Annotated in this window: 14 protein-coding genes; 4 read left to right on the top strand and 10 right to left on the bottom strand. The window is 46.6% G+C overall.

The window, feature by feature from the left end; all coding sequences use genetic code 11:
• Nucleotides 1–71: 71 nt before the first annotated feature.
• The 3 genes from Q8J68_RS04635 to Q8J68_RS04625 form a co-directional block, all read right to left on the bottom strand.
• Complete coding sequence (locus Q8J68_RS04635; protein ID WP_305310373.1) at nt 72–404, bottom strand: DUF4346 domain-containing protein; 333 nt, start codon at nt 402–404, stop codon at nt 72–74.
• Entirely contained in the window at nt 344–514 is a 171-nt protein-coding gene (locus Q8J68_RS04630; RefSeq protein WP_305310372.1) for a hypothetical protein, read from the bottom strand. Before Q8J68_RS04630 ends, Q8J68_RS04635 begins: the two co-directional genes overlap by 61 nt.
• Before the next feature lie 254 nt (nt 515–768).
• Complete coding sequence (locus Q8J68_RS04625) at nt 769–1209, bottom strand: universal stress protein (RefSeq protein WP_305310371.1); 441 nt, start codon at nt 1207–1209, stop codon at nt 769–771.
• Between the two features lie 222 nt (nt 1210–1431).
• Between Q8J68_RS04625 and Q8J68_RS04620 the strand changes: the two genes are divergently transcribed.
• Nucleotides 1432–4143 (top strand): UPF0182 family protein, encoded by a 2712-nt coding sequence (locus Q8J68_RS04620; protein ID WP_305310370.1) that lies wholly within the window; start codon nt 1432–1434, stop codon nt 4141–4143.
• A gap of 18 nt (nt 4144–4161) precedes the next feature.
• Here the strand turns inward: Q8J68_RS04620 and Q8J68_RS04615 are convergent, their stop codons facing one another.
• Entirely contained in the window at nt 4162–5289 is a 1128-nt protein-coding gene (locus Q8J68_RS04615) for an MBL fold metallo-hydrolase (protein WP_305310369.1), read from the bottom strand.
• 297 nt (nt 5290–5586) lie between these two features.
• On the opposite strand from Q8J68_RS04615, the gene Q8J68_RS04610 reads away from it, so the two are divergent.
• From Q8J68_RS04610 to Q8J68_RS04600, 3 genes are all read left to right on the top strand, one after another.
• On the top strand, nt 5587–5943 hold the full coding sequence (locus Q8J68_RS04610) for a hypothetical protein (protein ID WP_305310368.1): 357 nt from the start codon (nt 5587–5589) through the stop codon (nt 5941–5943).
• 186 nt (nt 5944–6129) lie between these two features.
• Nucleotides 6130–7329 carry an aldo/keto reductase gene (locus Q8J68_RS04605; protein ID WP_305310367.1) on the top strand — a complete coding sequence of 400 codons (1200 nt, stop codon included), beginning with the start codon at nt 6130–6132 and terminating at the stop codon, nt 7327–7329.
• 12 nt (nt 7330–7341) lie between these two features.
• The gene (locus Q8J68_RS04600; protein ID WP_305310366.1) at nt 7342–7752 is read left to right on the top strand and encodes a GNAT family N-acetyltransferase; all 411 of its coding nucleotides are present in this window, start codon (nt 7342–7344) and stop codon (nt 7750–7752) included.
• A 35-nt stretch (nt 7753–7787) separates the two neighbouring features.
• On the opposite strand, the gene Q8J68_RS04595 is transcribed toward Q8J68_RS04600, so the two are convergent.
• The 6 genes from Q8J68_RS04595 to Q8J68_RS04570 form a co-directional block, all read right to left on the bottom strand.
• Nucleotides 7788–9452 carry a SulP family inorganic anion transporter gene (locus Q8J68_RS04595; protein ID WP_305310365.1) on the bottom strand — a complete coding sequence of 555 codons (1665 nt, stop codon included), beginning with the start codon at nt 9450–9452 and terminating at the stop codon, nt 7788–7790.
• Nucleotides 9453–9607: 155 nt separating this feature from the next.
• Nucleotides 9608–10267: an endonuclease III gene (gene nth, locus Q8J68_RS04590; RefSeq protein WP_305310364.1), complete on the bottom strand. Its 660-nt coding sequence runs from the start codon at nt 10265–10267 to the stop codon at nt 9608–9610.
• Between the two features lie 212 nt (nt 10268–10479).
• Nucleotides 10480–11352, bottom strand: a complete 873-nt coding sequence (porB, locus tag Q8J68_RS04585) for a pyruvate synthase subunit PorB (protein WP_305310363.1) — start codon at nt 11350–11352, stop codon at nt 10480–10482.
• Nucleotides 11349–12563: a pyruvate synthase subunit PorA gene (gene porA, locus Q8J68_RS04580; protein ID WP_305310362.1), complete on the bottom strand. Its 1215-nt coding sequence runs from the start codon at nt 12561–12563 to the stop codon at nt 11349–11351. The genes porB and porA overlap by 4 nt, the downstream gene beginning before the upstream one ends.
• Nucleotides 12563–12823 carry a pyruvate synthase subunit PorD gene (porD, locus tag Q8J68_RS04575; protein ID WP_305310361.1) on the bottom strand — a complete coding sequence of 87 codons (261 nt, stop codon included), beginning with the start codon at nt 12821–12823 and terminating at the stop codon, nt 12563–12565. The genes porA and porD overlap by 1 nt, the downstream gene beginning before the upstream one ends.
• Nucleotides 12820–13365, bottom strand: coding sequence for a pyruvate ferredoxin oxidoreductase subunit gamma (locus Q8J68_RS04570; protein WP_305310360.1), 546 nt, complete (start codon nt 13363–13365; stop codon nt 12820–12822). Before Q8J68_RS04570 ends, porD begins: the two co-directional genes overlap by 4 nt.
• Nucleotides 13366–13367 lie beyond the last annotated feature (2 nt).

Here is a 13367-nt window from a genome sequence, read left to right as displayed (position 1 = left end):
CAGAAATGTTTGTAAAAAGCACAGTAACAAAGTTAACTGTGAACTTTTGTGCTTCTATTTTAAACAAGTGTTCACTTCTGAACATACATAAAGCCTGCCTTCATGGCAATCTCAGCTCTTGTCAGTTCCTGTCCGAGGTAGGCTGCATGGTTAAGCGTACTTACCCATTCGTGCCTGATGATGGTCCGGTAGATGGAACGTGCATCCGGGCCTTCGATGATCCTCAGGAGTTCTTTGTCGTAGGAATAGTGTTTTGCAAGGATTGTCCTTTTTTCAGGCTGCGGTAGTATTACGAAATATCCGGCGCTGTCAAGCTCAAGCTTTCCCGGCTCTTCAGCCTTTATCAGAGGAACATCGGCAATATCTTCTTTAATCTTTTCGGTTTTGCATGTCTCATCTTCCACAGTTGCCACCCTATTGTAAATTCCCTTGCTCTTCGCCCGAGCAGGGCATCCACCAAGATAAACTGCTTTATCTTCTCAAATCCTGGCGGAAGGTCTTTCATTTTTCCCACTATCATTTCCCCCTAATCATATCCACTCTCCGGGGATGCCTCCTTAGGCAATCCTATCCGGATGCTCATTATCAACTTTGGCAGCCAAATGAGATAAGTTTTCTTATCTTGTTTTACCGATAACAGTTGAAATCAAAAAAGGGTTTTGTAGTAAGCCTGAAAAAGACAGGGGATTTAAAAAGTAAACTATATCTGAAATTATCCCTGAATGAGATAGTTAATTATCAGTCTGCCTGTTCTCTGTTTTTCATGCTCTATGGAATGACAAGCACCGGTCTTTTTGCATGCCTTACCACATTTTCTGCAACACTTCCGAGCAGGATATGACTGATCCCCGTTATTCCCAGTGTCCCCATCACTATGAGGTCTATATCGTTCTGCGCGGCAAAATCCACGATGCCGTCTGTAGGAGTTTTGCCGTCAATGATCACGGGGTCCACTACGACACCTTCTTTCCTGCCCATGTCCACCACATGTTCGGTAGCCTTCTTACCTATATCCCTTTGGTGACTTTCCATTGCCTTTGACCACATTTCGCCGCGCATAGCAAGAGCAATACCTGAGGGTGGAATAACATAAAGGGCACTGACTTTAGCACTGTTCGCTTTTGCAAGTTCGATACCCCATTCTACCGCATTCTTTACGTTCTCAGAGCCATCTGTAGCTACCACTATCTTTTTTATTTTTGTATTCATACATATACCCCAATAATAATTAGGGCGTAAGAAGCATATCTTTTTTTTGGTAAGTTTTTGACCTGAGATGTCAGGGTAATTGAAATGTGAAGAAAGCAATAGATTTCACGCCATGTTGCGAGGGTTGCAGGGAAAGACTTTAGTGTAAAATGCCCCCCTGATAAAGGAAGGGATTAAAATCCCTGTTTAAGACTGATAATTAATTATCTGTGTGGTAAACTGATGTTCTCAAAAACAAAATATACTTTGCTTGCACTGGCAGCAATCTTTTTTGGTATTGGTCCCGGGATGGGTTATTTAACTGAATACCTCTGGTTTGATATGATCGGATATCTGTCTGTCTTTTTAACCGTTCTGAGCTGGAAAGTATTGATATTTCTGGCAAGCTTCTTGCTGATATTCATATTCATTTATTTGAATATACGTCTGGCACGGACATACACAAAGAATGCCCTGGGTGAAAGCAAATATAAATATACTGATACTGATGGACTAATTATGCCAGCAGCGATCATACTATCGCTGATATTTGGCCTGTATCTGAGCAATCAATGGGAGACAATCCTCCTGTATTTGAACATGGCGCCAACAGGTATGGAAGACCCTATCTTTTTCAGAGATGTTTCATTTTATTTATTCCAGCTTCCTTTAATGGAACTGGTCAAAAACATATCACTTTCACTTACAACTTTAGCCCTGATACTTGCCGGGATCATCTATCTGGACAAGCTGGAGCACATACTGAGCCCGCAATACACTATAGATTCCTCTGAATATGTGACAAATAACAGTGACCTGGCAAATCTTATGGACAGGGTCCCTGCCAAGGTGCTCATGCACATTTCAGTGCTTCTGGGACTCATTTTTGCAATAATAGCTTTCAGTTTTTACCTGAGCAGATTTGAGATCTTATTCTCACAGCAGGGCATCGTAACGGGTGCAGGATATACAGATGTCCATGTAAGGTTACCTCTGCTCACCATAACGTCACTGGTTTGCGTTATAGCAGCAGCTGGAATTATAGTAAATACCAGATTGAGAAATATCAGGATCCCATTGCTGGGAATCAGTGCAGTTGTGATCATGATCCTTCTTACGTCCTTTGCCCCTGCGGCCTATCAGCAGATCAAGGTAGAGCCTACCGAACTCCAGCTTGAGGAGCCTTATCTCTTATACAATATCGAATATACCAGGGCAGGTTTCGGACTTTCGGATATCGATGTAAGACCTTTTGAATATAACCCCGAACTTACCCGCTCTGCGGTTGCAAATAATGAGGATATCATCTCGAATATCAGGATATGGGATGAGCGGGCTCTTCAGAATACATACAGGCAAACCCAGCAGATAAGGACATATTATGAGTTCAATGACGTGGATACGGACAGGTACTACGTTAATGGAGAATACAGGCAGTTCATGATATCTGTCAGGGAAATGGACATAACTCATCTTGATCCCTCGGCCAGGACATGGGTGAATGAACGGCTTGTCTATACTCATGGATTCGGGGCAGTAATGAACAGTGTCAGCGAAAAAACAGATGACGGAAGGCCCGCGCTTGTGCTTCGGGACATACCACCGCAGGGTGACTTTGATCTTGCAAATCCCAGGATCTACTACGGAGAACTGACAAGGGATTACAAGATCGTAAATAGCGGATTAGAAGAGCTCGACTATCCCAGTGCAGCAGGGAACGTATATGCCAGGTACGAGGGGGAAGGTGGCGTACAGCTGGATTCCATATTCAAGAGACTGGCATATGCGATACGTTTTGGAGATGTGAACTTCATACTGAGCCAGTATATGACCGAGGGAAGCCGTGTTATGTATGACCAGCAGATAAACCAGAGGGCTCACAAGATCGCTCCGTTCCTGGTTTATGAAAGTGACCCTTATCCAGTGATATATGATGGCAAGATATTCTGGATCATTGATGCTTATACTGTATCCGATAAATTCCCATATTCAGAGAAATACAGGGTTGGAGCCGGTGAACTCAACTATATCCGCAATTCGGTCAAGGTGATAATTGATGCCTATGACGGCACTGTGGATTATTATGTAATGGATGATGAGCCTTTGATTAATGCATATTCCAGGATATTCCCGGACCTTTTCAAAACGCATGAAGAAATGCCTGATGGTCTTAAACAGCACATAAGGTACCCGAAGGAATATTTCAGGGTCCAGATGGACATCTACCGGAACTATCATATGACAAATGTCGAGACCTTCTACAATAAAGAGGATGCATGGCAGATCCCAAAGGAATATTACCGTGGGAGCACAATACCTCTGGAGCCATATTACATCATGACCCGGCTTCCTGAAGGAGAAGGTGTTGAGTATATACTCATGCAGCCGTTCACGCCAAGGAACAGGCAGAATATGATCTCATGGATTGCTGCAAGATGTGACGGACCAAATTACGGGGAGCTGATACATTACGAACTCCCAAAGGACAGGATGATATACGGACCAAACCAGATAGAATCCAGAATAGACCAGGATCCGCATATATCGGAATTGTTCACACTCTGGGGACAGCAGGGATCCAGTGTGATCCGGGGGAATCTGCTTGTGGTTCCTCTTGACAACTCAATACTTTACGTTGAGCCGGTGTTCATAAGTGCAGATGAGGGTGAGATGCCTGAACTGAGAAGAGTGATAGTATCTTCCGGAGAAACTGTCTATATGGGCATTGACCTGGTCACATCCCTGCAGGTGCTGCTCCGGGGTGAAGCTGTCGATTACGACGGAGAACCCGTATATGTGTCAGAGGATGCAAGAGAACTGGCAGAAAGGGCGCTTGAGCATTATAACAATGCGCAGGGGCATTTAAGGAATGGTGACTGGGCGGGATACGGACAGGAAATGGAACAGGTGTACACTCTGCTTGAACAGATATCGCAGAGTGTGGCAGAGAGCTGATAAGGGTTTTGTTCCATGTCAGAGATCCCACCATGCAGTTGGAGGCATTTGCAGGTCTGCATCCAATAGAATGGTTTCACCGATATGAGGGGCAATGATGTTCACTTCCCTTTCATTTGCCTCCTTTAGTGCCCTTTCTATTGGCTCATTCCAGGCATGATTGGCCAGTGTAAATGCTCCCCAATGCATCAGCATCATTGTCTTACCATTCACATCCAGATTAGCCTGGACAGCCTGTTCGGGTACCATATGGATATCCGGCCATTTACGGTCATACTGGGCGCCTTCGATCAGGGCGATATCAAAAGGTTCGTATTTGTCTCCGATCTCCTTGAAATGAGGACCATATCCTCCATCTCCACTTATGTATATCCGGGTCCTGTTTCCCAGGATGACCCATCCTCCCCAGAGCGTGGTGTCGATATTGAGTGGATTTCTTCCTGAGCCGTGTCTGGATGGTGTCAAAGCAACGGTCAGACCCTCATACTCCGTTTCTTCCCACCAGTTGAGTTCGGTGATCTTTTCTTCCGGAATACCCCATCGGATCAGATGAGCACTGCACCCAAGAGGGACAAAGAAATGCGATACTTTACTGTTCAGCTTTACAGCGGATCGGTAATCCAGGTGATCATAATGGTCATGTGTAATGAAAACTGCATCGATTGGCGGCATATCATCAATGAGATGCAGCATGATATCTTCGCTGTATTCATATCTGTTTATTCCCACAAGTGAGACAGGTGAGGCAACAGGACTCAGCATAGGATCTATCAATAATTTCTTATTATCTACGCTAAGCAGAAAAGCAGAGTGTCCGAACCAGGTCAGGCTATCATTCCCGCTTTCTATTAACTTCCAGTCAATGGCAGAAACAGGGATCGGGCCAGCAGGATTGCGGTTTTTGACATCTGAAGCGGAAACCTCATTCATTGCTGAATTATTTGAGCGATTTACGAATACTCTTGTTGGGATGTCATTAACAAAATTGCCGTCAACATAATTATTTAATTCCTGATATGTTTCTTTTTGTTCTGTCGTCGGAATCCCGCCGAAAGCCGGGTGTATGTTCATGAATAGGATAATACCAACACCCGATAAAAGCAAAAAGCAGAATATATATGCCGCAGATTTTTTAATCTTGTTCATTCCCCACCTCTATAAACCCATTTATCTCTGATCTTTTTCATTATTATTCCTGCTTACATAAAAAGCACTAACATATTTCAAATAATAAATTTGGTTCAATATCCCGAGATCTACAATGATCGATTATGAGCGCACAGTTTTCGAGTGAGGTTTCACAGTCTTTCAATATTCGGACACCGGAAAATCAGTTTCTACACAATGGCAGCTATGATGTAAATAGCAAATGCAAAAAATTATATTTTATTAAATAAATACTAATTTAAGGCATTTCTAATCTGTTATCGGAAAGGCGATATCATGTCAAAATACGCAATAATCTTTGCAGCAGTCTTTGTCGGGGCCGTGTATCTGCTTACACAAGAACCGCTCGCTGCCCTGGGAGCCACAATTGCATTATCCATCGGGGTCCTGTTCTATTACAAGAACCTCAACGACAGCTGGAAAGGCACCATCACAGAACTGAAAGAGGAAAAATATCTGCAGAAGGAATATGATTCCAACAACAATGCCACAACTTACGAAGCATACAAGACCTATGCATACATCAGGCAGGACAACGGCAAGGTCAAAAAAATGGAACTCGGCCCGGAATGGAAAGTAGGCGACATTATCGAGAAAAGAAAAGGGGAATACAATTTCAGGAAACTGAACTGAATTACTCTTTCAGTATCCACGCATATCTTTTTTTCCTGAAGCACATCCGTGCTTCTCCTATTCCCGTCCCTAGGCATATCAGACAGAATCCGGGTAAAACAAAGATTATTACGGAAAGTCTGTAAATAATCATTTAATAACCAAAGAGTGACTAAATCTATTAAAGAATCAGCAGGAACATGAAATATGTTATACAGGACAATGCCAAAGAACGGAGAAAGGTTATCAGTACTGGGTTTTGGCGCCATGCGTCTGCCGATGAACAAGGACGGGACCATCGATGAGGAAAAGGCCATGGCACAGGTGCGTTATGCAATAGACCATGGTGTGAACTATATTGACACTGCGTGGCCATATCACATGGGGGAAAGTGAGCCCTTCCTTTCACGTGCACTTGCGGATGGTTACAGGGAAAAAGTGAGAATTGCAACAAAACTGCCCCAGTGGATGGTTCGCAAGCATGAGGACATGGACAGCTTCCTTAATGGCCAGCTTGAAAAACTGAATACCGATCATATAGATTATTATCTTATCCACAGCCTGGTGGGCAGCAGCTGGAAAACTATCCGGGATCTGGGTGTTACCGAATTCCTTGACCGGGCCAAAGCCGACGGACGCATCATCGATGCAGGTTTTTCCTACCATGGCGCTGCTGAGGATTTCAAGGAGGTTGTGGACGGCTACGATTGGGATTGCTGCCAGATACAATATAATTTCCTGGACGAGAACATCCAGGCAGGTCGTGAAGGGCTTGAGTATGCAGCATTCCGTGGACTTGGTGTCATCATAATGGAGCCTCTGCGCGGCGGCAGTCTGGCGGGAGATGTACCGTCTGCAGTGGAAGAGATATGGGGCGAGGCGGATATCAGGCGCAGTCCTGCGGAATGGGCGCTGCTCTGGGTATGGGATCATCCGGAGGTCACGGTCGTGCTTTCAGGTATGAATGAGCAGTCACAGGTAGAGGAGAACCTGAAGGTTGCTGATATGGCTTATCCGAACACTCTTACCGGGAAAGAGCTTGAGCTCATAAAGAGGGTGGCTAAAAAATACAAAGAGCTCATGCAGATCGATTGCACAGGATGCGGATATTGTATGCCGTGCCCTGAGGGAGTGGATATCCCCGGCTGCTTTGAAACTTATAACAAACTCTACATGTTCGGTGGTGAGGACAGGCTGAAAATGATGTATGTAGCCAAGCTTGGCGGCATCTTCAGAGGCAGTGATACTAATTTTGCCTCACAGTGCGTGCAATGCGGAGAATGCCTGGAAGTCTGCCCGCAACATCTGGATATACCCGCTCTGCTTGGGAAGGTCGCGGAGGAGTTCGAAGGGCCGGGACTGGGAGAGAGGATGGAACTTGCAAGGCAGCTGTTCATGAAAGAATAAAGGACGGATTTTATGAGCTATACCATCGAAGAAAAGCTCCCGTCAATTGAAGAGTACATCCACCTGCGGCAATCGGTAGGCTGGCCCTGCCCCGGCAACAAGTCAATAGAGAACAGTCTCAGTAATTCCACATATTGCGTTTGCGCTGTTGAGAATGGCAGGGTCACAGGCATGTCCCGTCTGGTAGGGGACCACAGTTTTATCTATTTCGTTGCTGATGTCATCGTATTGCCTGAGTACCAGGACCAGGGCATCGGCACCGCTTTGATGGAGCGGATAATGTCCTATCTAGAGGAGAATGTGCAGGATTATTCGTACATAACCCTGATGTCAGCCAAAGGGAAAGAGGCCTTTTACGAGAAGTTCGGTTTTTTCAAAAGGCCTACGGGGGAGTATGGTTACGGGATGATGTTGGAATTGTGAGATAGTTGTATAGAACTCAACTATCTCATTATCCGTCATGTTGTCTTTAAGTCCCCGTTCTCTTTCTTCAGGTAAGCAAGAGCTTCCTGTGTGCTATCAAAGATAAGGACCTCTTTATTCTTTATCATATGCCTGAACTCCTTGTCAATATCCAGCTTGCTCATGACCTTGGGTTGTACCGATGTGATGTAGACCTTCTGTTTCATCTTCCTGCTGGAGTGGATGAAACTTCTCAGCCGCTCAAGACCTGTGGTATCTATGAACGGGACATAACGCATGCGCAGGATAATGTGGGGCTTACTGATGCTGATGTGTTCGTTGATCTTGTTCTCGAACACGTTCATGGCACCGAAGAAGAAGGGGCCATTAATTGTATAGACCGAGACGTTCTTCTCAAGATACGGATCTGCAAAGATGGTTGCATTGATCCCTTTTGTCCTGTCGTAGTTCTCCATGCTGTGGATGTCGATGATATTCGTCATCCTGATGAAGAGCAGGATTATTGACAGGAACATACCCATCTGCACGGCAAATACCAGGTCTGTGAACACAGTGAGCAGGAAGGTGGCAAGCAGTACGGCCGTGTCCATCTTACTGATATTCATAATGGTCCTGAACTCGGTCAGGTTGATCATCCTGACAGATACCAGTATCAACACACCTGCAAGGTACGCCTTTGGTATGAAAGCAGCTATCGGTCCGAGGAAAAGCAACACTGCCAGCAGGATCAATGCGTGTATGATACCTGACATCTGGGTCTTTGCACCTTCCCTTATATTGACAGCACTCCTTGCAATGGCGGCCGTACAAGGGATACCTGAGAAAAAGGGCAGTATTATGTTCGCGATTCCCTGTCCCAGTAGTTCCCTGTTGCTATCGTGTTTGGTGTTAGTCATGCCGTCACAGACTACTGCGCAAAGAAGAGCTTCGATGGCACCAAGCAGCGCAATAGTGAGAGCTGCGGGCAGTACGGCCATGACCAGGTCAACATTCAGAGCTATCATATTTATGCTGGGAAGCTCTGTGGGTATCGTTCCGACAAGGGGTACTTCCAGCTTAAGGTTGTATGTCAGCAACACTGCCAGGAACAGAGCTATTATTGAAGCAGGCAGACTGCTTAAATATCGCATCTTTGCCAGGAGTCCTGGCAGGCGCATCAGTAGCAGGATAGTTCCGATGCATATCAGCACTGCTGTTATGTCTATTATATCGAGCCTGGTGTATATCTCATAGGCAGTTTCCCAGACACGTTCTCTTGCCGGAATGACCATGCCAAGAGCGTTGGGTATCTGCCCTATGAGTATTATAGCACCGATACCGCTGGTGAATCCCGAAATAACAGGCAGTGGTATGTACTTGACGACCTTCCCAAGCCTGAGAAGCCCGAAGAGTATCTGGAAAATGCCTGCCAGGAAACCTGCAAGCAGCAGCCCTTCAAGTCCGAAGCTGTGCACTGTTGAAAGGATGATAACTGTCATGGCACCGGTAGGCCCGGTGATGGAGTATCTCGAACCGCCCACAGAAGAAGCCAGTATTCCCGCTATCACGGCCGTGTATAGTCCGAGAACAGGTTCGACACCTGAAGCCATAGCAAAGGCAATGGCAAGAGGAAGCGCTACGATGGCGGTAATAAAACCGGCCTTGAGATCGCTGGAGAACGACTCTTTGAAATATCGGGTAATTGTTTTTGTTGTTTGCATTATATCAAGCCAGCTGACCAAAGTCAAAATTCGACTGATAAAGCGCATTAGAGCCAAGACCCTGTATATATACTTTGTTACATATGAAAATTTATGAGAAACTGCCGTGTCATTACTGGATGGCTGAGCTAGGTCAAAAAGCTTTGAACGTACATTTAAACTCTGCTCGATGGACACAGCCTGTTGACCACACATACCTCGCACTTTGGCTTGCGCGCCACACAAACATTGCGCCCGTGCAGTATCAATGTCATGGAGAGTGCCTCCAGTTCTTCTCTTTTTGCGATGGCCATCAGGTCCTTCTCGATTATCTCCGGGTCCTCATTCCGGGTGAAGCCCAGGCGGCGGGACAGGCGCTTCACATGGGTGTCCACTGCAATTCCCTCTATTTTGCCAAAGGCCCTTGAGAGCACTATATTGGCTGTTTTGCGGCCCACCCCGGGTAGTTTCAGCAGGCCTTCCATAGTATCTGGCACCTGACCGTTGAATTCCGAAAGCATCAGCTGTGCGCTGGCAATGATGTGCTTTGCTTTCTGATGGTAGAAACCAGTTGAGTAGATCTCCTTTCCGAACTCCCGGACGTCTGCTGCGGCATAATCTTCTACGGTGTGGTAATTCCTGAAAAGGGATTGCGTGACAACATTCACCTGGCGGTCTGTACACTGGGCCGAGAGGATGGTGGCTACAAGCAATTCCAGCGGATTGCTGAAATGCAGGGCAGGGGCAGCACCGGGGTATTCCTTTTTCAGTATCTCGAAGATAAGCTCGAAATTTTTAGTATTGTCAGGCACAGTCGCCGGGAGCTCAGAGGTCATGCATCCATATATGAAATAATAGTTCTTATGAGTTTTTCAGAACCCGTTTGCTTCCACTCGAAAATAAAATAATAATGCCTCTATATATTCACTCTTATTTACGAACGAGAAGGCCGGACAGCCTGCAGTGATGCATGTAAAAGCAACATAGATCCAGACAGTATGTAAAGAAGTAGTACAGGTATAAAAAAGTGTGGTTGAAGAGTGGCCTTTTAGAGGCTGAACTCTTCAATGTTCTTGTCAGCAATAGCCTGGATCTTCGCGATCTCGTCAGCACCGCCTTCCATGGTGAAGAGATGCTTGAAACGGCGCTGCATCTTAAGGTATTCTTCAACAGGCCTCTTATTGTTGCCTATCTTGCGGACCTTTGTAACCTTGCCGTCCTCGACTTCATACAGTGGCCAGAGCCCTGTCTGAACAGCCATCCTGGCAACCTCGACTGTCTTGGAAGTGTCGTATCCCCAGCCTGTAGTGCATGGTGCATGGCAGTGTATGTATGTCGGGCCTTCTATCTCGATGGCTTTCTTGACCTTGGCGATCATATCCTTGGGGTATGCAAGGGACGTTGTAGCAACATAAGGTGAGCCGTGTGCGACTATGATCGCAGGCATGTTCTTCTTTGGCCTGGGGTTCCCGAAAGATACCTTTCCGGCAGGGCTGGTGGTGGTGGAAGCGTTATAAGGCGTTCCTCCACTCCTCTGCACACCGGTGTTCATGTAGGCCTCGTTGTCAATACACACGTAAGTGATGTTATGTCCCCGCTCAAAGGCACCGGACAGTGCCTGAAGCCCGATGTCCATGGTGGCACCGTCGCCTCCCATTGCAATTACCTTTGTACCCTGTTTACCAAGAGCTTTAAGTCCGGCCTCTATGCCTGAGGCAACAGCACTTGCGTTCTCGAAAAGTGAGTGTATCCAGGGTACATCCCATGAAGTCTCAGGGTAGGGTGTGGTCATGACCTCAAGACATCCGGTGGGGGTCACTACAATGCAGTCCTCTCCGGCAGCCATGAGGGTGAACTTTGCAGCCATTGCATCACAGCAGCCTGCACATCCCCTGTGTCCCGGGGCTAAAAGTGATTTCATATCAGTTCCTCCTTCAGGTCAGTGAACTGGCTCTCTTTCTTGATACCAGATATGATTACTTCCTCTGCTTCGGCGATTATCCTTTCGATAGTGCTCATGGGTATGTCGCGTCCTCCCTGGCCTATCATGTATCCTATGACAGGTACAGTGATATCTGTGTTATAGAGGATCGATTTTGTCTCAATGAACAGCGCTCCAGCGTTCATACCCAGAGATATGTTCTTATCAAGCACAACAACGACCTTAGCATCCCTGATGACCTTCATGATAGCTTCTGCAGGGAAAGGCCTGAACGCCCTGACCTTGAGCAGTCCTACCTTCACGTTCTTCTCCCTGAGACGGTCGATGACATCCTTGATGGTCCCGATGATGGAACCCATTGCCATTATGATGATATCTGCGTCCTCGGTATGGTATTCATCGATAAGTCCGCCGAAGTACCTTCCATACATATCGTAGAACTCGTCAGCAACGGACTCTATCTTCTTAAGTGCCTTCTGCATAGCACACTCCTGCTGGTACCTGAACTCCGTATAGAAGTGAGGGTCTGCGAATGCGCCAAATGTCAGCGGGTTCTTCGGGTCAAGTGTACGTTCCGGTTTGAAAGGGGGCAGGAACTCATCGGTGATATCCTGTTCAAGCAGTATCAGCGGCTCGTAAACATGTGACAGGATGAAACCGTCCATACAGGTCATTGAAGGCATCATTATATCCCTGTCTTCGGATATCTTGAAAGCCTGTGCGGTCATATCTGAAACTTCCTGAATGTTTTCGGCGTAGAGCTGGATCCATCCGGTATCTCTCTGGGATATCGAGTCCTGCTGGTCGTTCCAGATGTTGATCGGAGCACTGACGGCCCTGTTGGTCACTGTCATGACGATTGGAAGTCTCATGCCGGCCACGTTGAACAGGACCTCATGCATGAGTTCAAGTCCCTGAGACGTTGTGGCTGAGTAGGATCTTGCTCCGACTGCTGAGGAGCCCACTAGTGCTGAAAGTGCTGAGAATTCAGACTCGACGTTGATATACTCGCAGTTTGGTATCTCTCCGTCTGCCATGAACTTGGAAAGATCTTCCACGATGTGTGTCTGCGGGGTGATAGGGTATGCGGAGATCACATTTGGCCTGCAGGTCTTGACTGCATGTGCAACAGCATAGGAACCTTCCACAACGACCATGTTTTTCTTATTCATCTTCATTTCATGAGCCATTATTTTTCCTCCAGGACCATTGTGATAGCGCTCTTGGGGCATTCGTTGGCACATATGCCACATCCCTTGCAGTAATCATAATCGAACTCGAAGTAGCCGTCCTCTTTTGGCAGCACTGAGCTGTCAGGGCATAGCAATTCGCATAACTTACATTTAATGCATTTGTCGTAATCGTAGACAGGCTTGAAGGTCCTCCAGCCGCCGGTCTTGTTGACCCTGCTGGTACCTGCCTCGCAAACGGCTCCGGGTACTATCTTCACTTCTGTCCCTCCATCATCTCATATGCTTTCATAATTGCCTGTGCGTTCCTATCTCCGACTTTGCCCGGGAATCTTTCCCTGACAGCTTCCATAATGGACTCCGGTCTTATCTCGCCGGTGGCACCGGCAAAAGCTCCAAGCAGCACTGTGTTGACGATTGGCATTCCAATGATATCGAGTGCTATCTTTGTAGCATTCACTGTCATTATCTTTGCCTTTGTATCAAGCTTGAATTTTTCCGGATCAAAGTCACTGTTAATGATGAGGACCCCATCATCCTTCAGGCCACTGGCCACGTCGACAGATTCCAGTAATGTCGGGTCCTGCACGATCACATAGTCAGGCTCGTAGATCTGGCTTCTAAGTCTTATTGGAGTATCGTTGATCCTGGTGAAAGCCTGGACAGGTGCTCCTCTTCTTTCCACTCCGAAAGCTGGGAAAGCCTGGCTGAACTTGCCGTCCGCAAAAGCAGCAACAGCCAGAAGTTCAGCAGCAGTGACCGAACCCTGACCTCCCCGGCCGTGTATTCTTATTTCTTTCATTG

The organism is Methanolobus sp. (genome assembly GCF_030682845.1).
GTDB lineage: Archaea > Halobacteriota > Methanosarcinia > Methanosarcinales > Methanosarcinaceae > Methanolobus.
The sequence above is the reverse complement of the archived record's forward strand: the minus strand, read 5'-3'. Positions and strand labels throughout refer to the sequence as shown.